The sequence below is a fragment of the Aeromonas sp. 600527 genome (assembly GCF_049175415.1).
GTDB classification, from domain to species: Bacteria; Pseudomonadota; Gammaproteobacteria; order Enterobacterales; family Aeromonadaceae; genus Aeromonas; species Aeromonas veronii_A.
On sequence record NZ_JAAKVA010000013.1, the window covers coordinates 26420 to 49883 of the forward strand.

General features: G+C 58.0%; 20 protein-coding genes and 2 tRNA genes. 3 read left to right on the forward strand and 19 right to left on the reverse strand.

Going from position 1 to position 23464, the window contains the following annotated elements; all coding sequences use genetic code 11:
* Position 1 precedes the first annotated feature (1 nt).
* Positions 2-391 carry a type IV pilin protein gene (locus G5154_RS15360; RefSeq protein WP_005343572.1) on the reverse strand — a complete coding sequence of 130 codons (390 nt, stop codon included), beginning with the start codon at positions 389-391 and terminating at the stop codon, positions 2-4.
* Positions 392-799: 408 nt separating this feature from the next.
* Here G5154_RS15360 and G5154_RS15365 point away from each other — a divergent pair, with 408 nt between their 5' ends.
* Positions 800-2344, forward strand: coding sequence for an AlkA N-terminal domain-containing protein (locus G5154_RS15365; protein ID WP_337073565.1), 1545 nt, complete (start codon positions 800-802; stop codon positions 2342-2344).
* Positions 2341-2814: a methylated-DNA--[protein]-cysteine S-methyltransferase gene (locus G5154_RS15370; protein WP_227341259.1), complete on the forward strand. Its 474-nt coding sequence runs from the start codon at positions 2341-2343 to the stop codon at positions 2812-2814. The genes G5154_RS15365 and G5154_RS15370 overlap by 4 nt, the downstream gene beginning before the upstream one ends.
* Positions 2815-2881: 67 nt before the next feature.
* Here G5154_RS15370 and G5154_RS15375 read toward each other — a convergent pair whose 3' ends face one another.
* The 3 genes from G5154_RS15375 to G5154_RS15385 all read right to left on the reverse strand — a co-directional run bounded on the left by G5154_RS15375 (position 2882) and on the right by G5154_RS15385 (position 6516).
* Complete coding sequence (locus G5154_RS15375) at positions 2882-4741, reverse strand: U32 family peptidase (protein WP_337073531.1); 1860 nt, start codon at positions 4739-4741, stop codon at positions 2882-2884.
* Positions 4742-4838: 97 nt separating this feature from the next.
* Entirely contained in the window at positions 4839-5447 is a 609-nt protein-coding gene (locus G5154_RS15380) for a LysE family translocator (RefSeq protein WP_058057313.1), read from the reverse strand.
* A 127-nt stretch (positions 5448-5574) separates the two neighbouring features.
* Positions 5575-6516 (reverse strand): LysR family transcriptional regulator, encoded by a 942-nt coding sequence (locus G5154_RS15385; protein ID WP_337073532.1) that lies wholly within the window; start codon positions 6514-6516, stop codon positions 5575-5577.
* Between the two features lie 225 nt (positions 6517-6741).
* Here G5154_RS15385 and G5154_RS15390 point away from each other — a divergent pair, with 225 nt between their 5' ends.
* The gene (locus G5154_RS15390; protein ID WP_184234440.1) at positions 6742-7830 is read left to right on the forward strand and encodes a ketoacyl-ACP synthase III; all 1089 of its coding nucleotides are present in this window, start codon (positions 6742-6744) and stop codon (positions 7828-7830) included.
* Between the two features lie 226 nt (positions 7831-8056).
* Here G5154_RS15390 and pnp read toward each other — a convergent pair whose 3' ends face one another.
* From pnp to rlmE, 15 genes are all read right to left on the reverse strand, one after another.
* The gene (gene pnp / locus G5154_RS15395; RefSeq protein ID WP_337073533.1) at positions 8057-10198 is read right to left on the reverse strand and encodes a polyribonucleotide nucleotidyltransferase; all 2142 of its coding nucleotides are present in this window, start codon (positions 10196-10198) and stop codon (positions 8057-8059) included.
* A gap of 167 nt (positions 10199-10365) precedes the next feature.
* Entirely contained in the window at positions 10366-10635 is a 270-nt protein-coding gene (gene rpsO, locus G5154_RS15400) for a 30S ribosomal protein S15 (protein WP_005338797.1), read from the reverse strand.
* A gap of 144 nt (positions 10636-10779) precedes the next feature.
* Positions 10780-11730 (reverse strand): tRNA pseudouridine(55) synthase TruB, encoded by a 951-nt coding sequence (truB, locus tag G5154_RS15405; RefSeq protein WP_005343551.1) that lies wholly within the window; start codon positions 11728-11730, stop codon positions 10780-10782.
* A gap of 1 nt (position 11731) precedes the next feature.
* The gene (rbfA, locus tag G5154_RS15410) at positions 11732-12169 is read right to left on the reverse strand and encodes a 30S ribosome-binding factor RbfA (RefSeq protein WP_005338799.1); all 438 of its coding nucleotides are present in this window, start codon (positions 12167-12169) and stop codon (positions 11732-11734) included.
* 55 nt (positions 12170-12224) lie between these two features.
* A complete protein-coding gene (infB, locus tag G5154_RS15415; RefSeq protein WP_005343549.1) occupies positions 12225-14930 on the reverse strand; it encodes a translation initiation factor IF-2 in 2706 nt (901 codons plus the stop codon).
* Positions 14931-14954: 24 nt separating this feature from the next.
* Positions 14955-16454: a transcription termination factor NusA gene (gene nusA, locus G5154_RS15420; protein ID WP_005343546.1), complete on the reverse strand. Its 1500-nt coding sequence runs from the start codon at positions 16452-16454 to the stop codon at positions 14955-14957.
* A 14-nt stretch (positions 16455-16468) separates the two neighbouring features.
* Positions 16469-16927: a ribosome maturation factor RimP gene (gene rimP, locus G5154_RS15425; protein ID WP_005343544.1), complete on the reverse strand. Its 459-nt coding sequence runs from the start codon at positions 16925-16927 to the stop codon at positions 16469-16471.
* Positions 16928-17093: 166 nt separating this feature from the next.
* Positions 17094-17170, reverse strand: a tRNA-Met gene (locus G5154_RS15430).
* A 91-nt stretch (positions 17171-17261) separates the two neighbouring features.
* Positions 17262-17346: transfer RNA gene (locus G5154_RS15435), tRNA-Leu, on the reverse strand.
* Positions 17347-17353: 7 nt separating this feature from the next.
* The gene (secG, locus tag G5154_RS15440) at positions 17354-17680 is read right to left on the reverse strand and encodes a preprotein translocase subunit SecG (protein ID WP_005343541.1); all 327 of its coding nucleotides are present in this window, start codon (positions 17678-17680) and stop codon (positions 17354-17356) included.
* The gene (gene tpiA / locus G5154_RS15445; protein ID WP_421251340.1) at positions 17681-18445 is read right to left on the reverse strand and encodes a triose-phosphate isomerase; all 765 of its coding nucleotides are present in this window, start codon (positions 18443-18445) and stop codon (positions 17681-17683) included.
* A 131-nt stretch (positions 18446-18576) separates the two neighbouring features.
* Positions 18577-19911 (reverse strand): phosphoglucosamine mutase, encoded by a 1335-nt coding sequence (glmM, locus tag G5154_RS15450; RefSeq protein ID WP_005338823.1) that lies wholly within the window; start codon positions 19909-19911, stop codon positions 18577-18579.
* 15 nt (positions 19912-19926) lie between these two features.
* The gene (gene folP / locus G5154_RS15455) at positions 19927-20772 is read right to left on the reverse strand and encodes a dihydropteroate synthase (protein ID WP_421251341.1); all 846 of its coding nucleotides are present in this window, start codon (positions 20770-20772) and stop codon (positions 19927-19929) included.
* Between the two features lie 60 nt (positions 20773-20832).
* Entirely contained in the window at positions 20833-22785 is a 1953-nt protein-coding gene (ftsH, locus tag G5154_RS15460) for an ATP-dependent zinc metalloprotease FtsH (RefSeq protein ID WP_041207977.1), read from the reverse strand.
* A 45-nt stretch (positions 22786-22830) separates the two neighbouring features.
* Entirely contained in the window at positions 22831-23460 is a 630-nt protein-coding gene (gene rlmE, locus G5154_RS15465; protein ID WP_033114154.1) for a 23S rRNA (uridine(2552)-2'-O)-methyltransferase RlmE, read from the reverse strand.
* Positions 23461-23464: the final 4 nt, after the last annotated feature.

Genomic DNA, 23464 nt, shown 5'->3' on the forward strand with positions numbered 1-23464 from the left:
CTTATGATCCCCAGCAGTCATGACGATTGGCCGCGCGATAACCGGTCTGATCGAGCGTCAGAGTGCCGCACTCATCCTGTTGTCGCGTCGTTGGAATGGCTTTGAGCAGATAGTCGCCAGCATCTTGCTGGCTGTAGCTGAACTGGTAAAAATCCGTGTTGGAAGGGGTGGCAAACGTGTCGGGATAACGGCCCTGTTGGGTATAGATACGTTCGAGGGCGAGCGCCTGCTCCAGCAATTGCTGCTGTGCTTCGTAACGACGTCCCTGTTGCAGATAACCCTGATACGCTGGCAACGCGATGGCCGCGAGAATGCTGACAACCGTCATGGCAATCAACAACTCGATCAGACTAAACCCCCGGCAATGGGGCCATGCCTTACAGTCGTTCACTTATCATCCTTGGCAAGTGTTGTTATTGGTCGGCCTTGGGCCGCAGATGTGATGACTTAATAATCACAAAAAATTAACTGACTCAATTGAACAACACAAAATCACCACATTCAATGTAAAAAAGATAATTATGTGATCTGTTATTAATTTATAAGCAGTTTTCGCCGCCACTAATCTCGCTAAGCAAATAAAGCTAGGCCAATCGAGCCTCCGACCCCATCCGTTATGAGCTCTTCTGCCGAGCCTTGCCAAATGGACAACAACGGAGCGAAGAGTGAAACCCAACCGTGCAACGAAAGAGTAAAAAAACTTCGGCCAATTTTTGCTATCCCTGTCCGTTTCTGGCTAGTCATGGCCCCCGAGCCCCCTTACTCTCTTGCCATCTATTCCAGCAACGCCGCCAACACCATGAATGCAAAGCCAAGCCCTGAGTCGTCACCGGATGAGGTGATCAACACCCTCAGCCGCGAACAGTGTCACGCCGCACGGCTCGCCCGCGATGCTCGCTTCGATGGCCGCTTCTTTACCGGCGTGCTCTCGACCGGCATCTACTGCCGGCCTGTCTGCCCGGCACGGCCACCGCACGAGCACAATGTGCGCTACTTCCAAAGCGCCGCGGCCGCCGAGCAGTATGGGCTGCGACCCTGCCTGCGCTGCCGCCCTGAGCTGGCCCCCGCCGCCCGTGGCGATCTGCCGGTTGAACTGGCACGTCTGCTGGCACGCATCGATCGCGGAGAGCTGGCGGAGGGCACGCTCGCCAAACTGGCCACTGAGGCAGGGATCAGCGAACGCACCCTGCGCCGCCAGTTCGAGCAACATCTCGGCGCCTCACCAAAACAGGTGGAGCAGACGCGCCGCCTGCTGCTCGCGAAACGGCTGCTGACCGAAACAGGGCTGCCCATTACCGACATCGCGTTTGCCGCCGGCTTTGCCAGCATCCGCCGCTTCAATGATGCTTGGCTCAACGCCTACGGACTGGCCCCGCGCTCCCTGCGCCAGCAGGAGCAGCACGGTGACGCGCCAGAGCACATAGGCTCGGAGCCGCGCGGCGCAACGCTGACGCTGCAGTTGCCCTACCGCCCCCCATATGATGTGGCGGCCATGCTGGCGTTCTACCGGCTGCGTGCGATCCCCGGGCTGGAGCGGGTAGATGGCGAGGTGTATGAGCGGCGCTACCAGGTCGGTAATCAGGTCGCGCTGGTGCGCATCGCGCAGGGCAAGGGGCACAGCCTGCAACTCACCGTTCATAATCTGCCGCTCGCGGCGCTGCCCGATCTGCTCTATCGGGTGCGCAGGATGTGGGATCTCGATGCCGATATGCAGCGGATCGGCGATCTGCTCGCTCAGGATCCTCTGCTCTCCCGCTTGCTGGCGCGCTGGCCCGGCGTACGGCTGCCGGGTGGCTGGGACGAGTACGAGGTGATGCTGCGCGCCATCGTCGGCCAGCAGGTCTCGGTCAAGGGGGCCATCACCATACTCGGGCGGCTGGTGGCTCGCACCGAGGCGCAATTCGGGATGGCGCAACTGCCGCCCCCCGCCCAGTTGTGCGAACTCGATCTCGACGGTATCGGCATGCCCGGCAGCCGCATTCGTACCCTGCGCGGCGTGGCACAGGCGCTGGCCAGCGGCGAGCTGACCCTCACGACAGCCAGTGACGAGCAGTTGCTGGCGCTGCCGGGCATAGGCCCGTGGACGGTCTCTTACTGGCGGCTGCGCTGCGGGCTGGATACCGATGCCTTCCCCGCTTCCGATCTGGTGCTGCAAAAGGCACTCGGCGGCGGCACCAAGCTGCCGGTAAAAGAGGTGTTGGCGCAAAGCGCAGCATGGCAGCCGTGGCGCAGCTATGCGGCCAGCTGGCTGTGGCATGCCATGAGTGAAGCGCCCGATTTGCTACTCCGTGCCACTGGCAACAAAAACCAGCAGGATAGCCAACAACAGGAGATAACCCCATGATCCGCTACGATATCCTGCCGACCCGCTGCAGCGATCTGCTGGTCGCCATCAATGAATCTGGTCTGGTGCACGTGGACTTTGTGGCGGGCCTGCGGGCACTGCCCGATATGAGTGGCTGGCAGCAAGATCACGAAGAGCTGGCTCCCTTCCTCGCCGAATTTGACGCCTATTTTGCCGGTCGCTTGCAGCGCTTCTCCCTGTCCCTTGCCGCCCGTGGCACCGCCTTTCAGCAGGCGGTGTGGCAAGCGCTGTGCGACATCCCCTATGGCGAGACCCGCAGCTACAGCGATATTGCCCGCGCCATCGGCAAGCCAGAGGCGGTGCGGGCTGTGGGCGCGGCGAATGGCCGCAATCCGCTCTCGATCATCGTCCCCTGCCATCGGGTGATCGGCCAAAACGGCAGCCTGACCGGCTATGCGGGGGGATTGGAGATCAAAAAAGCACTGCTGGCGCTGGAGAGGGGCAATTAAAGGAGGGTAGGCAGAGAACCTGCGATAAAAAACTGCCCCTTTCCGGACGGAGAAAGGGGCTCATTGCTCAGCGTTTCAGGCTGCCCATCACATGCATTTCGCAGCGGTTGCAGTCAAAACGCAGGCGGAAGGTGTCTTTACCCATCTTGAGTTCCAGCGGCTCGGCCTTGAGACCGGGCACCTCGTTCGGGCAGAGGTTCTGGCTGTAGCGGATGCAATGCTTGGTGATCATCAGCACCACTTCCCGCTCCTCCTTGTTCGCCTCATAGGCGGGAGCGATGCGCTCCACCCCGTGTTCGCGGAAGAACTGCTCGGCGGCGCTGTTCAGCACGTTGCCAAGGTAGGAGAGACGGTGCTGGGGATAGTTGATATCCCGCAGGGCGATCCGTCGCTCGGGGCGCTGGTAGCTGGCCACCCGCGCCGCCTCTAGCGCGGCGATGCCATCCCGGCGCAAACCGTTGAGCTGTGATGCAGCGATAAACAGCGGGTGAGTGAATGCCAACTCAATCTTGCGCGCCACAAACAGGGTATTGCCGAGTTTACCAAGCTGATCCCGCGCCTGTTGCAGCGCCCGCTCCGGGTTGTCGGCAGGCTGTTTGTCACAGGGAAGTGTCACCGCGGCGCTGATGCCTTGTTCGTCGGTGAGCGTGAGGCTCACGCCCTCATCGCACTCTGCCAGCACCATATCGACCCGGATGCGGCGATCCGCGCTCGCCTTCTCCAGCATCTTGCTGAACGCCTGATCGTGGTTGCGGTAGATTTCGGTCCCCACCTTTAGCCCCGGCATGCGTTCTGACAGGAGTAACTGCTTACCTTCGACCTTGTTGAGGCGCATCCCCACCAGCTCGTTGTTCGGCTTGAAGAAGCCCAAACCGTCGCCGTTGTTGAGGGTGACCTGTTTGCCATCAATCTCGATACCGTCACGGGTCACCCTGGTAACCCGCCCCAGCGGTTCGCCCACATATTTCGGGCTCTTGGTGGAGTCGATCCCCTGCTGGCGACCATGGAGGAAGTAGTCGGTGCTGCCGCGGTTGAAGCTCTTTTTGGGGTCAGGCGTGAAGCTGTAGCTGCAACGGCCAGCAGAGGCGGCCACCAGATCGGAGCGACTATCCAGAATGGCGTCCAGCTTCTGCCGATACCAGGCGGTAACGTTCTTGACGTAGTCGAGCCCCTTGAGTCGCCCTTCAATCTTGAAGGAGCGGATCCCCGCCTCGATCAAGGCCTCCAGGTTGTCGGTCTGATCCATATCCTTGAGGGACAACAGGTGGCTGTCGGCCACCAGCACTTCGCCATCCGGCTTTTGCAGCGAGCAGGGCAGACGGCAGAGCTGGGCACACTCGCCACGGTTGGCGCTGCGGCCGGTACGGGCATGGCTGATGTTGCACTGGCCGCTGTAGGAGACACAGAGCGCGCCGTGGATAAAGAACTCCAGCTGCACATTGGTCGCCGCGCTGATCTCGCGGATCTGCGCAAGGGACAGTTCGCGCGCCAGCACCACCTGAGAGAAACCCACATCCTGCAGAAACTTCACCTTCTCCGGCGTGCGGTTGTCGGTCTGGGTACTGGCATGGAGCGCAATAGGTGGCAAATCCAGCGCCAGCAGCCCCATATCCTGCACAATCAGCGCATCGGCACCGGCTTCGTAGATCTGGTGGGTCAGCCGCCGGGCCTGCTCCAGCTCGTGATCGTGCAGCAAAGTATTGAAGGCGACAAAGACCTGGGCACCGAAACGGTGGGCGTGGCGCGCCAGCGCCTCGATATCCTCGATGGAGTTGCCCGCCGCACTGCGGGCGCCGAAGGCAGGGCCACCCATGTAGACGGCATCGGCACCATGGTTGATGGCTTCTATGCCGTAGGCGAGGTTCTTGGCCGGAGCCAGCAGCTCCAACCGGTTATTGTGGCTTAAAGGGTGCTTGTTCTGGTGCATAGTCTCGGGATCAGGGCGGACAGCAAATGGGCGCTACTCTAGCCCATTCGCCACCCGCGTGCCTTGATCCCGCTTAAGGTATCCGCAAAATGCAGGATTAGATAACCACCTTGAGTGCCAGCCCGAGCAGCACCAGGCCGCTCACCTTATCGATCACAAAGGATTTGGCTTTAAGCCACGCCAGCACCGGCCCGCGGGAGAGCACCAGCGCCACCAGCACGTACCAGACGGCATCGATCCCGCCCGCGGTGAGCATCATGATGCCCCCTTCGCTCCAGCCGGTATCGGCCCGCACAAACTGGCTGAACAGGGCGATGAAGAAAACCGCCAGCTGGGGGTTAAGGAAGGCAACCATAAAACCTTCAAAGGCCCCTTGCCGACCGCGCAACTGATGTACCTCTTCATTCCCTTCGTCACTGGCTGGTTTTGCCAGCAGGGCTTTCACCCCGAGCCAGGCAAGAAACGCGGCGCCGCCGTAGCGGATCAAATCAAACAGGATCGGTGTCTGGGTGATCAAAATGGAAAGGCCGAGCGCCGTGACCAGCGCATAGATACCAACCCCGAGGCCGTGGCCAAGCGCAGTAGCGACGCCATGCCCCTGCCCGCCCTGCACCGTGTTGCGGATGATCAGCGCCAGACTCGGCCCCGGGCTGATGGCCCCCATCACGCAGATTGCGGCCAGTGCCAGCCAACTCGTCAGTTCCATGCTTTTCCTCTTTTGTGCTCGATATGATGACCTGTACTCAGGGTACGGGCTGAGCCATTATGCCAGTAGTGAAAGTTATGAATAGATTCCATAACCCATGGCTATAACGCCACACAACTGACCGGGGCTAACCGCCGAGATCGAGCAGCTTGCGACTCTCGCCAACGGTGCGTTGCAGATGATCCCGCAGGAAGGGGTAGGCCAGCTCGCGAAACCAGCGGTGGGCTGGATCCTGATGGTGGCGCTGATGCCACAGCAGATGATACTGCTGGTCGCGGGTAGCAAAGGGCAGATCGACAAAGGTGAGCTCATGGCCACAGGAGAGCTGCCAGGCGATATGGGCCGGGGTGGTCATCAGGCAATCGGTGCGCAGCAACACCTCCACTGCCGCCTGAAAGAAGGGAACTCTGGCAAACCAGCGCCGACTCAGTCCCTGCGGCGCCAACACCTGCTCCACCGGGCTGTCCTTGTCGCCACCGCCACTCACCTGCAGGTGAGGCCAGGCGAGATAGTCATCGAGATTAAGTGTCTTGCCTGCCAGCGGGTGGTGACATCCCATCAGCACCGCCAGCCGATCTTCCCCCTGATGCAGACCACGGATCTGATCCGGTACCTGCTCGGTGATGGTGGAGACCAGATCCAGCTCGGACTGCCACAACTGCGGCAGCTGACGCTTGTCCCACAGGCTGTACTCCAGCGCCGCCAACGGCGCCTCTTTGGCGAGCGCGGCACAGATATCGGGCAGGATATGCTGGGCCACATAATCGGAGGAGGCGAGCCGAAATACCCGCTCGCAGCGGCTCGGGTCAAATCCGGGCGCCTCGTAGAGCCGCTCCAGCGCACCGAGAGAATCCGCCAGCTGGGCGGCCAACAGTTCGGCCCGTGGCGTCAGCAGCCAGCGTTGCCCCTCCCGCACCAGCAACTCGTCATCAAACTCGCTGCGCAACTGGGCAAGCTGCTTGCTGATGGAGGGCTGACTCAGGTGCAACAGCTCGGCGGCGCGGCTGATATTGCGGGTCTCCAGCAGCACCTTGAGGGTCGGCAACAAGTTGAGATTGGCTCTGAGCAAGGAGATACCCTCATCGGTGGTGAAACGCCTATCTTAGGGCAGATGAGTCACGCGTTTTAAGCAAAATTTCCAGCCATATTCCGCACGTTGCAGCCCTTTGCGACCAGATGGCACAGCTGAGCCCCCTGCACATAACCATGACCACAAGATGACAGTGGTTGTCTCGTACGGCATAATTGCACGATTTTCCGCCCGCGGGCGATCCACTTGAGAAGCGGTAACAAGATGAAATACGCCAATATCACCGGCTGGGGCAAATGCCTGCCTCCCTCCGTGCTGACCAACGACGACCTCAGCACCATCATGGATACATCAGACGAGTGGATCTATCCGCGCACCGGCATCAAGGCCCGCCGGATCTCCCATGTCAGCACCTCGGATCTCGCCACCCTGGCCGGTCGCCGCGCACTGGCCTGCGCCGGTCTGGAAGCCAGCGATCTCGATGGCATCATCCTGGCCACCGCCACCCCGGACAACCTGCTGCCAAGCGCCGCCTCTGCGGTGCAAAAGAAGCTGGGCGCCGTCAACGCCGCCGTGTTTGACCTCAACGCGGCCTGCACCGGTTTCGTCTACTCCCTCTCCGTCGCTACCTCGCTGGTGCAGACTGGCATGATGAAGAAGGTGCTGGTGATTGGCGCCGAGCGCCTCACCTACCTGCTGGACTGGGCACGCCGCGATACCGCCGTACTGTTTGGCGATGGTGCCGGTGCCGTGGTGATAGAGGCAAGCGAGCAGGAGTGTGGCCTGATCGCCAACAAGCTGGGTTGCGACAGCGAAGCGCGGGAGATCCTGCATGTACCGAACTTCGGTACCGACCGGGTGCGTTTTGCCGATATCGATGGCCTGTTCACCTTCAACTTCGAAGGGCCGGAGATCTTCAAACGTGCTGTGCGCGGCATGGGTGAGGCCACCAGCACTGTGCTGGCGCAGGCCGGTATTGCGCCGGAGCAGGTCGACCTGATCGTGCCGCACCAGGCCAATATCCGCATCATCGAGACCCTCGCCAAACGGATGAATGCGCCGATGGAGAAGGTGATGGTCAACATCGAAAACTACGGCAACACCTCCGCAGCCACCGTACCTATCGCCCTGTGCGAAGCGCTGGAGCAGGGGCGCGTCAAGCCGAATTCCTATCTGCTGACTGCCGCATTCGGTGCCGGCCTGACCTGGGGCGCAGCCATCATCAAGTGGGGCGATCGTGTTACCCCTATCAACAAGTGCGAGGCCGAGCTGCCACCGTGCGACCAGAGCGCACTGGAACTGATTGCTCACGCCGTCGAAGGGTGTCAGAAGGCCCACGCCAACGAGGCCTGATCCTTATCAGGAGCCTGAATCCTCAGGCTCCTTTCTCCCACACCGCTCTCCCTCCCCCTTCGCGACACTTTTCTAACCTGACCTCTTGAGGCTCCGGCAATGCCCACCACATCCTGAGCAGAGAGCCAACTTCGGCGTGATGAGTCTGAGCGCATAAAAAAGTCCGGCGCCCCAAAGGGCGCCGGACTTTTTACTGCAACCGGAGAATCCGGTTCAGGAGGACAGATTACTCTGCGGCAGGCGCTTCGGCAGCAACCGGAGCATCAGCAGCCGGGGCTGCATCAGTCGGAGCGTTCGCTTCCTTGATGGAGAGACGTACGCGGCCCTGACGGTCCACTTCCAGTACCTTCACCTTGACCACGTCACCGATGGTCAGATGGTCAGCCACGTTCTGCACGCGAGCGTCGGTGATCTGGGAGATGTGTACCAGACCATCTTTGCCCGGCAGAATGTTGACGAATGCACCGAAATCGGCCAGACGAACAACTTTACCTTCATAGATACGGTTCACTTCGATCTCGGCAGTGATGGCCTCGATGCGACGGATCGCTTCCATGGCGGCTTCGTTGGCCACGGCGGAGATACGTACAGTGCCGTCATCATCCAGCTCGATGTTGGTGCCGGTCTCTTCGGTCAGCGCACGGATCACGGAACCACCCTTACCGATCACGTCCTTGATCTTCTCAGGATTGATCTTGATGGTGTGGATACGCGGTGCGAAATCGGAGATCTGGGCACGGGGAGCCTGGATTGCTTCATCCATCACTTTCAGGATGTGCAGACGAGCGCCACGAGCTTGCTTCAGCGCAATCTCCATGATCTCTTTGGTGATGCCTTCGATCTTGATGTCCATCTGCAGCGCGGTCACACCTTCGGTGGTACCGGCTACTTTGAAGTCCATGTCGCCCAGGTGATCTTCGTCACCCAGAATGTCGGACAGCACGACGAAACCTTCTTCTTCCTTCACCAGACCCATGGCGATACCGGCAACGGAGGCCTTGATCGGCACACCGGCATCCATCAGCGCCAGAGAAGAACCACAGACAGACGCCATGGAGGAGGAGCCGTTGGATTCGGTGATTTCAGAGACCACGCGCACCACGTACGGGAACTCGGCGGCGCTCGGCATCACGGCAGCAACGCCGCGCTTGGCCAGACGGCCGTGACCGATTTCACGACGCTTCGGGCTACCCATCATGCCGGTCTCACCGACACAGTATGGCGGGAAGTTGTAGTGCAGCATGAAACGATCGGCACGGTTGCCGGTCAGCTCGTCGATGTTCTGGGCGTCACGCTCGGTACCCAGGGTCGCAACGACCATAGCCTGGGTTTCACCACGAGTGAACAGGGCAGAACCGTGAGCACGGGGCAATACGCCGGTAGCGACAGACAGGGCACGGATCATTTCCGGATCGCGACCGTCGATACGCGGCTCACCACGTACGACACGACCACGAACGATGCGGCTTTCCAGGCTGTGGAACTCTTCGCCAATCTTCTTGGCATCTTCTTCCACGCCTGACGCGATAACTTGCTCAACCACACGGCCCTTGATGGCAGCAATGGTTTCGTAACGAACAGCCTTCTCGGTGATGCGGTAGGCTTCACCCAGCTCGGCGCTCGCCAGCTCGGCAACCTTGGCTTTCAGCGCTTCGTTGACGGCAGGCGGAGTCCAGTCCCACGGCTTGGTGCCGACGGCAGCGGCAAACTCGTTGATCGCATTGATCACGGTCTGCATCTGCTCGTGACCGTATACCACGGCGCCCAGCATCACTTCTTCGGAGAGGATGGCCGCTTCGGACTCAACCATCAGCACGGCATTGGCAGTACCGGCAACCACCAGATCCAGATCGCTCTGCGGCAGTTCGGTAGTGGTCGGGTTCAGCACATACTGACCGTTCATGTAACCCACGCGAGCAGCACCGATCGGGCCGCCAAACGGGATACCGGAGATGGCCAGTGCAGCAGAGGCACCGATCATGGCAACGATGTCGGGGGATACGGCCGGATTCACGGACATGACGGTCGCAACGACCTGAACCTCATTGAGGAAGCCTTCCGGGAACAGCGGACGAATAGGACGGTCGATCAGACGGGAGATAAGAGTCTCGCCTTCGCTCGGACGGCCTTCACGACGGAAGAAACCACCCGGGATACGACCAGCAGCATAGGTACGCTCCTGGTAGTTGACGGTCAGCGGGAAGAAATCACGGCCATGATCGGCCTCTTTCTTGCCGACTACGGTCACAAATACGCAGGTATCGTCCATGCTGACCATAACGGCCGCAGTGGCTTGACGGGCCATCACACCGGTTTCCAGTGTGACGGTGTGTTGACCGTACTGGAATGACTTTACAATAGGATTCACGTGAATTTCCTTTTTACAATTTGGCTCTTTAAATTCGCGCACAAGTATACTTGATTCGATGCAAAAGGTAAGCGGCGACGCGAATTCTGTGAGGCAGGCAACGGCTTGAAGAGCAATAAAAAAGGGGAACCTGACGGTTCCCCTTTTTCGCGAAATCTGATGGTCGATTAACGACGCAGACCCAGCTTGGCGATCAGAGCAGCATAACGCTCGGAATCTTTACGCTTCAGGTAGTCCAGCAGCTTACGACGCTGGGAAACCATGCGCAGCAGACCGCGACGACCGTGGTGGTCCTTGGAGTGCTCTTTGAAGTGACCTTGCAGATGGTTGATCTGGGCAGTCAGCAGGGCAACTTGCACTTCGGGGGAACCGGTGTCGTTGGCGCAACGAGCGTTGTCAGCAACGATTTGAGCTTTGATCTCAGCATTTAGAGACATGGTAATACTCCAGTAGAGTGTTTAAAGGTTCACAGCCAATCTCTAATTCAGCCGTGAAATGAGGGCGGTATCATAATCGTCCCCGCCCCTTTTCGCAACGATAAAGAGGCGAAACGGGAAAGACGTTCTGATACCGCCTGAGGATCACTCCTCGTCGTGATAACGCACCAGTCGCTTGGGAGCGACGCGGCCATCATCATCAATCTCGCCAACCCCGATGAACTCGCGCTCCGGGCCGACCGTCATGCGAACCTGACCGCTTTGCGGCGCACCCGCCACCTGCACGGCCTGGCCCTGATTCACATAGGCAGCCACAACCGCCAGCATGTTCACCTCGGGCAAGCTTGCTACGGCGGTGTCCATCGGCAGCAACAGCGGATCCAGCTGCTCGCGCGGCGGGATGCTCTCGGCCTTGGCCTGCTCGAAGATGCACTCGAGTTGCTCCAGCGTCAGCATCCGCTCGTACGGATAGCTGGCCACCTGGGTACGACGCAACTGGGTCACGTGGGCGCCACAACCCAGCACTTCACCCAGATCATCCACCAGAGAGCGGATGTAGGTGCCTTTGCTGCAGTGCACTTCAAGGCGCACTTCATCACCTTCGAAGCTCAGCAGTTTGAGCTCGAATACGGTGATGGGACGGGCTTCACGCTCAATCTCGATGCCTTCGCGGGCATATTCGTAGAGCGGACGGCCGTTGTGCTTGAGCGCAGAGTACATGGAGGGCACCTGCATGATGGGGCCGCGGAACTGGTCCAGCGCCTCAATCAGGGTACCGACAGCCACGTTCACTGGACGGGTGGAGACCACCTCACCATCAGAGTCGCTGGTGTTGGTGCGCTCGCCCAGTTTGGCGGTCACCTCATAGCGCTTGTCCGCTTCCAGCAAATACTGGGAGAACTTGGTGGCCTCGCCGAGGCAGATCGGCAGCATGCCGGTCGCCAGCGGATCCAGTGCGCCGGTGTGACCGGCCTTGGCGGCGTTGTAGATGCGCTTGACCTTCTGCAACACATCGTTGGAGGTCAGGCCGGTCGGCTTGTCCAGCAGCAGAATGCCGTGCACATCACGGCCCTTGAAACGACGTCTTCGAGACATCTCAGGCTTTATCCTCAGTTGTGTCATCCGGTGCGGATTCAGCTTCTTCGTCACGGCCGGATTCGGCCATGCGACGCTTGTCTTCGCGCACAGTGTTGGTCACCAGGTTGGAGAGACGCATCCCCTCGACCAGGGTCTGGTCGTAGTAGAAACGCAGCTCGGGCACCACGCGCAGACGCATGGCACTGCCCAGCAGACTACGGATATATCCGGCTGCTTCGGTCAGACCCTGCAAGCCTTCCTTGATGCGCTCGGCATCATTTTCCAGCTGCAAGAAGGTGACGTAAATCTTGGCATAGTTGAGGTCACGGGACACTTCCACATCGGAAACAGTCACCATGCCGATGCGCGGGTCTTTCACCTCGCGCTGCAGGATCAGCGCGATTTCACGCTGGATCTGCTGTCCGACCCGACGGGTCCGGCTGAATTCTCTGGCCATATTCTATCCTGCGATAAAAGGGGGCCGCGGCCCCCTATTTTGTCTAACTCTCGGCTTACAGAGTCCGTTGGATTTCAACAGTCTCGTAAACTTCGATCTGGTCGCCTTCGCGCACGTCGTTGTAGTTCTTGACCGCGATACCACACTCGTAACCGTTGCGAACTTCGTTGACGTCATCCTTGAAGCGGCGCAGGGATTCCAACTCGCCTTCATAGATAACCACGTTGTCACGCAGAACGCGAATACGGTTGGAACGCTTGACCACACCTTCGGTAACCATACAGCCAGCAACGGCGCCGAACTTCGGCGACTTGAAGACGCTACGCACTTCAGCCAGACCGATGATCTCCTGACGATACTCAGGGGCCAGCTTGCCGCTCATGGCCTGCTTCACTTCGTCGATCAGGTCATAGATGACGGAGTAGTAACGCAGATCCAGGCTCTCGGATTCGATGACCTTGCGCGCAGACGCGTCGGCACGAACGTTGAAACCAACCAGAATGGCGCTGGAAGCAGCAGCCAGGGTCGCGTCGGTTTCGGTGATGCCACCTACGCCGGAACCCACGATCTTCACCTTCACTTCGTCGGTGGAGAGTTTGACCAGCGCATCGCAGATCGCCTCCACAGAACCTTGTACGTCGGCCTTGATCACCACGTTTACTTCGGACACTTCGCCCTCGGTCATGTTGGCGAACATGTTTTCCAGCTTGGCCTTCTGCTGGCGAGCCAGCTTGACTTCGCGGAACTTGCCCTGACGATAGAGCGCCACTTCACGGGCTTTCTTCTCGTCACGGACAACAGTGGCTTCGTCACCGGCAGAGGGAACGCCGGAGAGACCCAGGATTTCCACCGGCAGGGACGGACCCGCTTCCTTGATCTCGCGACCCAGTTCGTCACGCATGGCGCGAACACGGCCGTACTCGAGACCACACAGAACGATGTCGCCCTGACGCAGAGTACCTTCTTGTACCAGTACGGTAGCAACCGGACCACGACCTTTATCTAGGAAGGATTCGATCACGACGCCGTTGGCCATACCGTCAACCACCGCTTTCAGCTCCAGTACTTCAGCCTGGATCAGGATGGCTTCCAGCAGATCGTCGATACCCTGACCGGACTTGGCAGATACGTGCACGAACTGGCAGTCTCCACCCCAATCTTCGGACATGACGTTGTAACGGGCCAGCTCGGTCTTGACGCGATCCGGATCCGCTTCAGGCTTGTCGATCTTGTTGACCGCAACAACCAGCGGCACACCGGCCGCCTTGGCGTGCTGGATTGCTTCGATGGTTTGCGGCATCACGCCGTCGTCAGCTGCAACAACCAGGACCACGATGTCGGTCGCCTTGGCACCACGAGCACGCATGGAGGTAAACGCCGCGTGACCCGGGGTATCCAGGAAGGTGATCATGCCACTGTCGGTCTGGACGTGGTAAGCACCGATATGCTGGGTAATACCACCGGCTTCGCCAGCAGCAACCTTGGCTTTACGAATGTAGTCGAGCAGCGAGGTCTTACCGTGGTCAACGTGACCCATGATGGTAACGACAGGTGCGCGCGGCTTGGCTTCGGAGGTCTCGTCACGATCGGACAGTACCGCCTCTTCCAGCTCATTCTCACGACGCAGCACAACCTTGTGACCCATCTCCTCGGCGACCAGCTGAGCGGTCTCCTGGTCGATCACTTGGTTGATGGTGGCCATGGCCCCCATCTTCATCATCGCCTTGATGACTTCAACGCCCTTGACGGCCATCTTGTTGGCTAGCTCGGCCACGGTGATGGTCTCACCGATGACAACGTCGCGGTTCACCACGGCAGCCGGCTTGTTGAAGCCATGCTTCATGGCGTTCGGGGTAGCGACCTTGCCACGTTTGCCTTTACGGGCACGCGGATCACGGGAGTTGCGATCATTGCGATCATCATCGCGACGACCCGCCTTTTTCGGTGCCTTGACAGCGGCAGCGGCAGTACGACGGCTGGTCTCTTCTTTGCGATCCAGCTCGTCTTCTGCAGCTTGCGCATGCTTGTTGGTTGTCAGGTGATAATCGCTGCTCTCTTTGGCACGAGCAGCTTCTTCTTCAGCCCAGCGGGCTGCGTTCTGTTCCGCCATGATGCGAGCCTCTTCGGCTTTCTTCGCGGCGAGTTCTTCAGCTTTTTTCAAAGCTGTCTGTTCCTGTTGGCGCTTCAGTTCTTCTGCTTCGCGCTTGGCCATCTTTTCTGCCTCTTGCTGAGCTGTGCTACTGGCTGCTTTGGCGGGCTGTTGAGCCTGTCGAGCCTTTTGTTGTGCCTCGATCCGCGCCTTTTCCTCAGCTTCACGACGAGCCTGCTCAGCCTCACGGCGAGCCTTCTCTTCAGCTTCGAGGCGAGCCTTCTCTTCGGCTTCGCGACGAGCTTTTTCTTCTGCTTCCAAACGCGCTTTTTCCTCGGCTTCCGCCTGACGCTGTTCTTCTTCCAGCGCCGAGCGTCTTACATAGGTGCGAGATTTGCGAACTTCCACCTGCACTTCTTTGTTCTTGCCGCCGGTTCCCTGAACACTGATGGTGCTCTTGGTCTTGCGCTGCAAAGTCATACGGGCAGGAGCGGCGACCTCGTCACCTCCATGCTGTTTCTTCAGGTGTGCCAGCAGAGTCTGCTTTTCAGACTCGCTGACCATGTCGTCGGCCTTGCTCTTGCTGATACCGGCATCGACAAACTGCTGGAGAAGACGATCAACCGGTGTGTCGATGTCAGTGGCAAGTTGTTTGACTGATACTTCTGCCATTCATTTTCCTCCGTTTGATCTTACTTAAGACTGCTCTTCTCCGAACCAACAGATATTGCGAGCAGCCATAATGAGCTCACCCGCCTTCTCGGCAGTCAGCCCTTCAATACCAGCAAGGTCATCGATACCTTGCTCAGCCAAATCTTCCAGGGTACCCACGCCGCGGCCCGCCAGAGCGTATGCCAGTTCACGACTCAGACCGTTCAGATTGAGCAGCTCTTCGGACGGCTCGACGCCATCGAAAGACTCCTCTTTGGCCAGCGCCTGGGTAGTCAGGGCATCTTTGGCACGCTTGCGCAGCTCTTCGACCATGTCTTCATCCAGACCGTCGATAGCCAGCAACTCGTTAACCGGCACGAAGGCGATCTCTTCCAGAGTCGAGAAGCCCTCTTCCATCAGCAGACCGGCAAAATCGTCATCGATATCCAGGGTGCTGGTGAACAGGTTCATGATGCGGTCGTTCTCGGCCTGGTGCTTAGCACGCATGTCCTCGACGGTCATCACGTTCAGCTCCCAACCGGTCAACTGGGAGGCCAGACGCACGTTCTGACCATTGCGGCCGATAGCCTGGGCCAGGTTGGCAGCTTCCACGGCGATATCCATGGTGTGGTTGTCTTCATCAACGATGATGGAGGCCACATCGGCAGGTGCCATGGCATTGATCACATACTGGGCCGGGTTGTCATCGTACAGCACGATGTCGGCGCGCTCACCACTCAGCTCGGCGGAGACAGCTTGCACACGGGCACCACGCATACCGATACAGGCACCAATCGGGTCGATACGACGATCGTTGGTCTTCACCGCGATCTTGGCGCGGGAACCCGGATCACGGGCAGCGCCCATGATTTCGATCATCTCTTCACCGATCTCCGGTACTTCGATACGGAACAGCTCTTTCAGGAAGTCCGGGCTGGAACGGCTGACAAACAGCTGAGAACCACGGGCTTCTGGACGTACTGCGTAGAGTAGGCCACGAACGCGGTCACCCGGGCGGAAGGTTTCACGCGGCAGCATGTCATCACGGAAGATCACGGCTTCAGCATTGCTGCCCAGATCCAGGATGACGTTGTCGCGGTTGCTCTTCTTGACGACACCACTGATGATGGTGCCTTCTTTATCTTTAAACTGATCAACTACTTGTGAACGCTCCGCTTCGCGCACTTTCTGCACGATAACCTGCTTGGCGGTCTGGGTAGTGATACGGTCGAAGGTCACAGAGTCGATCTGGTCTTCAACATACTCGCCGATCTGGATTTCTGGCTGATCAATCTGCGCCGCTTCCAGGGTAATTTCAGCATAGGGGTTTTCCATCGCGGCTTGATCTGCGATTACCAGCCAGCGACGATAGGTGTCGTAGTCACCGGTCTTGCGATCGATCTCGACCCGAACTTCAATCTCGCCTTCATATTTCTTTTTGGTCGCAGTCGCCAGCGCAGTCTCCAGAGCCTGGAAAATCTTCTCGCGGGGTACAGCTTTCTCGTTGGACACAGCGTCAACGACCAGCAAAATCTCTTTATTCATATCCGATAGCCTCGTTAACCAAAGTTCGGCACTATGTTCGCTTTTTGGATATTGGTGAAAGCCAACACTTCGTCCTTACCATCTACCGTCAGGGTGATCATGTCGCCCTGAACAGCTTTGATTACGCCTTTGAACTTGCGGCGGTTGTTTGTTGCCATCCGAAGCGTTACCGCCGCCTCTTGGCCAACGTATTTTTCGAACTGGGCAACCTTGAACAACGGACGATCCAGACCTGGGGAAGATACCTCGAGGTAGTACTCCTCGGTGATGGGATCCTCAACGTCCATGATGGCGCCAACCTGATGGCTGACTTCAGCACAGTTTTCAACGGTCACACCCTGCTCACCGTCGATATAGACGCGCAAGGTGGAGTGTTTACCCGCACGGATAAACTCAATACCCCAAAGTTCAAAACCCAAGGCAACGACCGGAGCCTCGAGCAGATCGGTCAAACGTTGTTCCAACGTAGCCAAAGTCACCCTCCGAAAAACAAAAAAAGGGCATAAAGCCCAGATAGAGAACGATTCAGAGTAAATTGCACATAACAAAAAGCCCCGATGTCAAATCGGGGCTTGGCGCTTTACCCTGATTGTCGCCTCGCAGCGACCGCCTTCCTGAGCGTAGGAAATGCGTGAAATTTGGTTGCGGGGGCCGGATTTGAACCGACGACCTTCGGGTTATGAGCCCGACGAGCTACCATGCTGCTCCACCCCGCGTCCGAAATCGTGCGAGATTATAGCCACTTCACTCTCTCGATACAAGACTGACTGGCTATAATATACCCGGTCACCCGGGTCACTACTTAATTGGTGCCGTGGGCGGGACTCGAACCCGCACACCCTAGAGCACTACCCCCTCAAGATAGCGTGTCTACCAATTCCACCACCACGGCAAAACTCTTACTCGGGAACGTCAGTATCTTTCTTCACTGGCGCTTTGGTCTGCTCAACCTGTTGGGTTTGTTGCAGATTTTCCCATTCACTACCCTGTTTTACCTTGTTGCTGGACATAGAGCCGAGCACCAGGCTGATTACGAAAAACAGAGTAGCCAAAATCGCTGTTGTTCTGGTCAGGAAACTGCCTGAACCACTGGAGCCGAATACAGTATTCGATGCCCCTGCGCCGAAGGAGGCGCCCATATCAGCCCCTTTACCTTGCTGAATCATCACCAGACCAATCAGAGCCAGTGAAACCAGCAGATAAACGACCAAAAGAATCTCGTACATTTAACTTGCACCCTTTGCCGCTTCAACAATTCCTAAAAACGCATCGCTATCAAGACTCGCTCTGCCAATCAATCCGCCGTCTACGTCGGGTTGGGCAAACAAATCTCTCGCATTGCTCGGCGTTACGCTCCCACCATAGATGATCCTAACTTTCTCACCTATTACCGGAGTATCCTCCGCCAAGCGACCACGTATAAAGGAATGAACCTCTTGTGCCTGCTCGGGTGTGGCGCATTTACCTGTACCTACAGCCCAAATCGGCTCGTAGGCGATGATAGCATTATCGAAAGCCATCGCGCCATTTTTCTCTATGACGATATCCAGCTCTTCAGCTATCACCTCGAAGGCTCTTCTCGCCTGCCTAGCCGCCCCTGACTCACCCAAACAGAGGATGGGAATCAAGCCTGCCGCTCTAGCTGCCGCAAACTTCTCTGCGACGATAAAACTGGTCTCACCAAAGAGACGCCTGCGCTCGGAGTGTCCTACCAATACGTAACGACACCCTGCCTCAACCAGCATCTGACACGAGATTTCCCCGGTGTAAGCGCCAGTAGCGTGCTGACTCACATTCTGAGCCCCCAACTTTATCACCTTCTGCTCATTGAGCAGCGAAGCGCTAAAATCGAGATGCACATGGGAAGGACAGAGAACTACATCTACTTTTTCGTCAACACCGCTCAGGCACTGACTCGTAAACTGCTCTAACTGCGACCTACTACCGTGCAGCTTCCAGTTGGCTGCTACAAACGGTTTGCGATGTCCCATCGGCAACTCCCTTGCGAAAGCGGGGCTGATAATATCCAGAGGATGCTCAGCTGACAAGTGCTATTTTTAAATTTTCGAATCGTTTGAACAAGATACAACCAGAGCGGCTAAAAAGCCGCCCTATTTGTTCATTAAAACGCCGACTCGACCTGTTTGGCGATGCGTTGAGCCATGTCACGCACCTGCTGTTCATGTTCGCCTTCGACCATGACCCGGATCAGTGGTTCGGTACCGGATTTACGCAACAGTACGCGACCACGACCAGCCAGCTCCTGTTCCACCTTGGCAACCTCAGCCATGACAGCATCAGCGGCCAGCGGATCCTTGCCTTCGGCAAAACGAACATTGACCAGTACCTGCGGGAACTTGCTCATGCCGGAGCGCAGCTTGGCTAGCGGCATCTCGGCACTACGCATGGCAGTGAGCACCTGCAAAGCGGCCACGATGCCATCACCCGTGGTGGTCTGATCAAGACAGATGATGTGACCGGAGTTCTCGCCACCGATACGCCAGCCCTTCTCTTCCATCATCTCCAGCACGTAGCGGTCGCCTACCTTGGCACGGGCAAATGGGATACCCAGTGTCTGCAACGCCAGTTCCAGACCCATGTTGGCCATCAGGGTACCGACGACACCGCCCTTGAGACGACCGTTGCGCAAGGCATCCCGTGCGATGATATAGAGCACTTCATCACCGTCGATGAGATAGCCGGTATGGTCAACCATGATCAGACGGTCACCGTCACCATCAAAGGCAACCCCCAGATCAGCCTTGCACTCCAGCACCTTGGCAACCAGAGCGTCAGGCGCAGTCGAACCAACACCATCGTTGATATTGAGGCCATCCGGGGCACAGCCCATGGTGATCACTTCAGCACCCAGCTCGCGGAAAACCGACGGCGCAATGTGGTAAGTAGCGCCATGACCGCAGTCCACCACCATTTTCACCCCATCCAGATTCATGTGAGAGGGGAAGGTGCTCTTGCAGAATTCGATATAGCGACCGGCGGCATCATCAATGCGCACCGCTTTACCAAGTTCGGCCGACTCGACACACTTGAGCTCGTGATCCAACTCGGCTTCGATAGCCAGCTCGACATCATCAGGCAGCTTGGTGCCGTCGGCGGAGAAGAACTTGATGCCGTTGTCATAGAATGGATTGTGGGAGGCGCTGATGACGATGCCAGCTTCGGCACGGAAAGTGCGAGTCAGGTAGGCAACCGCCGGGGTGGGCATGGGCCCCATCAGAATGGCCTTAAGGCCTGCCGCGGAGAGCCCCGCCTCCAGCGCGGATTCCAGCATGTAACCGGAGATACGGGTATCTTTGCCAATCAGCACCTTTTTGGTGCCCTTCTTGGAGAGCACTTTGCCTGCAGCCCAACCCAATTTCATCACGAAGTCAGGGGTGATCGGGTATTCGCCGACTTTGCCGCGCACACCATCTGTGCCGAAATACTTTCTTGCCATTGTCTGTTCTCTTTATTATCTGGAAATAAAATCTTGTCCCGTCATTGCCAGCCAACCGACGCGCAATGCGTCCATGGTCTCCCGTACATCGTGTACCCTGATGATGCGGGCCCCATGCTGCATGCCGATAAGGGCGCATGCCAGACTGCCCGCCAGACGCTCATCCACCGGACGGCCCAGCAGGTTGCCTATCATAGACTTTCGCGACATCCCCACCAATAGCGGCAAGCCATAATCAAGCAGTTCCTTTTGGGCCGCCAACAGCTGATAGTTGTGTGCAAGGGTCTTGCCAAAGCCATATCCCGGATCCAGCAACAGATCTTCGCGTTGGATCCCGGCTGCCAGACAAGCGGCAATGCGCTGCTCAAAAAAGGCGCGCACCTCTCCGATCAGATCGTCATAATGGGGCTCGACCTGCATGGTTCTCGGCTGCCCCTGCATATGCATCAGGCAGACAGGCACAGCAGCCTCGGCCGCTGCCTGCAGTGCTCCAGGCTCCTGCAGTGCCCGCACATCGTTGATCAGATGGGCTCCCGCCTTGCAACCCTCCCGCATCACAGAAGCTTTGGAGGTATCGAGGGAGATCATCACATCCAGCTCACGGGCCATCTGCTCCACGACAGGAATGACCCTGTCCAGCTCCTCCTGCTCGCTCACATCGGGCGCGCCAGGGCGGGTAGACTCGCCACCGATGTCGATGAGGGTCGCACCGTCAGAGACCATCTGGCGCGCATGGGCCATTGCCCGTTCAAGCTGGTTGAAATTACCACCATCGGAGAAGGAGTCGGGCGTCACATTGAGGATCCCCATCACATGGGGACGTTCGAGAGAGAGGCTAAGCCCCTTGCTAATCAGCTGCATCTTCACTTCCATTCGCAAAATAAAAACCCCGGGCAAGCCCGGGGTTTTCAACAACAGGATTTATTTAGCCGGGATGTCGTTGGCTTTGTCGATATTGGCATCCGCAACCGGAGCACTCTCGTCCGCAGCTGCCGGCTTGGGCTCGGCGGCAACAGTTGATCCGCCTTGTGGCGTATCTCCGTGCTCGTCGTGCCAGTTGCTCGGGGCACGAACCTCGCGACGGGCCATCAGATCATCGATCTGCTTGGCATCGATGGTTTCGTACTTCATCAGCGCATCTTTCATGCTGTGCAGCACATCCATGTTATCCAGCAGGATCTGCTTGGCGCGGTCGTAGTTGCGATCAATGACCTGCTTCACTTCGGCATCGATGATACGAGCAGTGTCGTCTGACATGTGCTTGGCCTTGGCCATGCTGCGACCGAGGAACACCTCGCCATCTTCTTCCGCATAAAGCATCGGGCCGAGACGCTCGGACATACCCCACTGGGTCACCATCTTGCGTGCGATGTCGGTAGCTCGTTCGATGTCGTTGGACGCACCGGTAGATACCTTCTCGGCTCCGTAGATCAGCTCTTCCGCCAGACGACCGCCATACAGGCTGGAGATCATGGACTCCAGATGCTGTTTGGAGTGGCTCCAGCGATCCTGTTCAGGCAGGTACATGGTCACGCCCAGCGCACGGCCACGCGGGATGATGGAGACCTTATAGACGGGATCATGATCCGGCACCACGCGGCCGATAATGGCGTGACCCGCTTCGTGATAGGCCGTCATCTCCTTTTCGGACTCTTTCATCACCATGGAGCGGCGTTCTGCGCCCATCATGATCTTGTCCTTCGCCTTCTCGAACTCGGCCATGGAGACCACACGGCGGCTCTCGCGAGCAGAGAAGAGCGCTGCTTCGTTGACCAGGTTGGCCAGATCAGCACCGGAGAAACCTGGGGTACCACGGGCAATCAGCGCCGGGTTGACGTCATCAGCCAGCGGAACCTTGCGCATGTGCACTTTCAGGATCTGTTCACGACCACGAACATCTGGCAGACCAACCACAACCTGACGGTCGAAACGGCCCGGACGCAGCAGTGCAGGATCCAGTACGTCAGGACGGTTGGTGGCAGCAATGACGATGATGCCTTCATTGCCTTCAAAGCCATCCATCTCGACCAGCATCTGGTTAAGAGTCTGCTCACGCTCATCGTGACCACCGCCCAGACCGGCGCCACGCTGGCGACCGACGGCGTCGATCTCATCGATGAAGATGATGCAGGGGGAAGATTTCTTGGCCTGCTCGAACATGTCACGTACCCGGGAGGCACCGACACCGACGAACATCTCCACGAAATCGGAACCCGAAATGGTGAAGAAAGGCACCTTGGCCTCACCCGCAATGGCCTTGGCCAGCAGGGTTTTACCGGTACCGGGAGGGCCTACCAGCAGTACGCCGGTCGGGATCTTGCCACCCAGTTTCTGGAATTTGCTCGGGTCGCGCAGATAGTCGACCAGCTCCTTCACCTCTTCCTTGGCTTCATCGCAACCAGCTACATCGGCAAAGGTAGTCTTGATCTGATCTTCACTCATCAGGCGAGCCTTGCTCTTGCCAAACGACATGGCACCTTTGCCACCGCCGCCCTGCATCTGACGCATGAAGAAGACCCAGACACCGATCAGCAGCAGCATCGGGAACCAGGAGATGAAGATAGAGGTCAGCAAAGACGGCTCTTCCGGCTTCTCGCCCATCACTTTGACGTTGTGATTGAGCATATCGTTGAGGAGCTGGGGATCCGGCGCCGGAATGATGGTGGTGAAACGCTCACCAGTACGCTTGACGCCATTAATGACCTTACCGTCCATCCGCACTTCACGGATCTGCTCTTGGGTCACCTCTTTAACGAAGCTGGAATAGTCCAGCTGGCGACTTGAGGTATCGCTGGGGCTGAAGCTATTGAACACCGACATCAACACGACGGCGATGACCAGCCACAGGATTAAATTTTTCGCCATGTCACTCAAATCAGTAACCTCGCAGACTGACAGTTAACGATGAAGGTTAGGGTACTACAGTTTAAAACCGGTAGCCACAATGTAGACTTCCCGTGAACGAGCGCGGGACGAGTCTGGTTTACGAATCTTGACAGTGGTAAAAAGTTGACGAATTTCATTGAGATAGGCATCAAACCCCTCTCCCTGAAACACTTTCACCACGAAACTGCCGTCACCGCGCAATACCTGATTGCACATGTCCAGCGCCAGTTCGACCAGATACATGGAACGGGCCTGATCCACCTGCTGGGTACCGCTCATGTTCGGCGCCATGTCGGACATGACAACATCTACCTTGTCCGGGCCGACCCGTTCCAGCAGCGCGCCCAGTACAGCTTCCTCCCGAAAGTCGCCCTGAAGGAAATCGACACCGGCGATGGAATCCATAGGCAGAATATCGCAGGCGATCACCCGCCCCTTGTCACCGACCTGGTCGATGGCGAACTGGGACCAGCCACCGGGGGCCGCCCCCAGATCCACCACCGTCATGCCCGGCTTGAGCAGTTTGTCCTTGCCCTGGATCTCGTCGATCTTGAACACGGCACGGGATCTCAGTCCCAACTTCTGGGCTTTTTTGACGTATTGATCGTCAAAATGCTCTTTTAACCAGCGGGTTGAACTGGGGGAATGTTTTTTCTGGGTCATGATA

What these genes read in the sequence shown, in the direction of transcription:
- tpiA (WP_421251340.1), bottom strand. Translation starts at nt 18,445, where the DNA reads ATGGGACATCGCAAACCGTTTGTAGCAGCCAACTGGAAGCTGCACGGT.
- G5154_RS15375 (WP_337073531.1), bottom strand. Translation starts at nt 4,741, where the DNA reads ATGCACCAGAACAAGCACCCTTTAAGCCACAATAACCGGTTGGAGCTG.
- G5154_RS15370 (WP_227341259.1), top strand. Translation starts at nt 2,341, where the DNA reads ATGATCCGCTACGATATCCTGCCGACCCGCTGCAGCGATCTGCTGGTC.
- secG (WP_005343541.1), bottom strand. Translation starts at nt 17,680, where the DNA reads ATGTACGAGATTCTTTTGGTCGTTTATCTGCTGGTTTCACTGGCTCTG.
- rlmE (WP_033114154.1), bottom strand. Translation starts at nt 23,460, where the DNA reads ATGACCCAGAAAAAACATTCCCCCAGTTCAACCCGCTGGTTAAAAGAG.
- G5154_RS15390 (WP_184234440.1), top strand. Translation starts at nt 6,742, where the DNA reads ATGAAATACGCCAATATCACCGGCTGGGGCAAATGCCTGCCTCCCTCC.
- G5154_RS15365 (WP_337073565.1), top strand. Translation starts at nt 800, where the DNA reads ATGAATGCAAAGCCAAGCCCTGAGTCGTCACCGGATGAGGTGATCAAC.
- folP (WP_421251341.1), bottom strand. Translation starts at nt 20,772, where the DNA reads ATGCAGCTGATTAGCAAGGGGCTTAGCCTCTCTCTCGAACGTCCCCAT.
- G5154_RS15380 (WP_058057313.1), bottom strand. Translation starts at nt 5,447, where the DNA reads ATGGAACTGACGAGTTGGCTGGCACTGGCCGCAATCTGCGTGATGGGG.
- nusA (WP_005343546.1), bottom strand. Translation starts at nt 16,454, where the DNA reads ATGAATAAAGAGATTTTGCTGGTCGTTGACGCTGTGTCCAACGAGAAA.
- rpsO (WP_005338797.1), bottom strand. Translation starts at nt 10,635, where the DNA reads ATGTCTCTAAATGCTGAGATCAAAGCTCAAATCGTTGCTGACAACGCT.
- glmM (WP_005338823.1), bottom strand. Translation starts at nt 19,911, where the DNA reads ATGGCAAGAAAGTATTTCGGCACAGATGGTGTGCGCGGCAAAGTCGGC.
- truB (WP_005343551.1), bottom strand. Translation starts at nt 11,730, where the DNA reads ATGTCTCGAAGACGTCGTTTCAAGGGCCGTGATGTGCACGGCATTCTG.
- rbfA (WP_005338799.1), bottom strand. Translation starts at nt 12,169, where the DNA reads ATGGCCAGAGAATTCAGCCGGACCCGTCGGGTCGGACAGCAGATCCAG.
- infB (WP_005343549.1), bottom strand. Translation starts at nt 14,930, where the DNA reads ATGGCAGAAGTATCAGTCAAACAACTTGCCACTGACATCGACACACCG.